This is a genomic window from Streptomyces alkaliphilus, from assembly GCF_014141535.1.
GTDB classification, from domain to species: Bacteria; Actinomycetota; Actinomycetes; order Streptomycetales; family Streptomycetaceae; genus Streptomyces; species Streptomyces alkaliphilus.
In genome coordinates this window covers 1-768 of record NZ_VKHT01001541.1, presented here as the reverse complement: position 1 = coordinate 768, position 768 = coordinate 1, and the positions used below count along the sequence as shown (strand labels likewise).

The window sequence follows — 768 nt, the reverse complement described above, 5'->3', positions numbered from 1 at the left end:
GGGCCGTACGGCGCGTCGGGTCGGTGTCACACGGGCGGGCGGGCGCGCTCTCCTCGGCGGGCCGCCCGCCGAACGAAACGACCGGAAGTCGACCACGCGTCCGCCCGGGCCGGGGCCCGGAGGCCACCGGGCGCCGCGGGGTCCGGCCGATCAGGGGGCCCACGGGCCGTCGATGTACTCCCCGTCCACGTCGTACGGCCAGGGGTTGGCCTCGCAGCCGTCCAACCCCTTGATCTGCTGCATCATGGCGGGCGCCGGTTCCCCCGGCCCGGGACACCCCAGGTGGCCGTGGCCGAGCCGGTGGCCCACCTCGTGGTTGATGATCAATGCCCGGTACTGCCCGATGGGGCCGGGAAAATTCGGCGAACCCTCCACCCAGCGGCGGAGGTTGACCATCACCTCGTCCCCGACCCGGCAGTTCACCTCGCCGCCGGTGTCCAGGCCGTACTGCCCGCAGATGTCGTCCACGGTCGCGGGCGTGGCGATCTTCACGGAGAAGTCGAACGGCGGCTCCGAGACCGGCAGGAAGGCGCTGGTGCCGTCGTTGGTCCAGCCCCGGGGGTGGGCGAGGATCGTGTGCACCTCGACGGCGGCCTCGTCCGGGTCCAGGTCGATCCCGTCCTCGACCTGCACGCGGTAACGCAGCGGGGTGCCCTCGCCGACGGCCTCCACGTCCTCGTCGGCCTCCCCGGGCATTCCGGAGCGGAAGGAGCCGGGCCCCGACTCGGGAACGGGGATGTCGGGTTCCTCCGGGGCGGGGCGGGAGGT

General features: G+C 73.7%; 1 protein-coding gene. It reads right to left on the bottom strand.

What is annotated here, in order from left to right; all coding sequences use genetic code 11:
- Positions 1-150 precede the first annotated feature (150 nt).
- On the bottom strand, positions 151-768 hold a 618-nt coding region (locus FNQ90_RS25565; RefSeq protein WP_182608480.1), incomplete at its 5' end, for a DUF3152 domain-containing protein.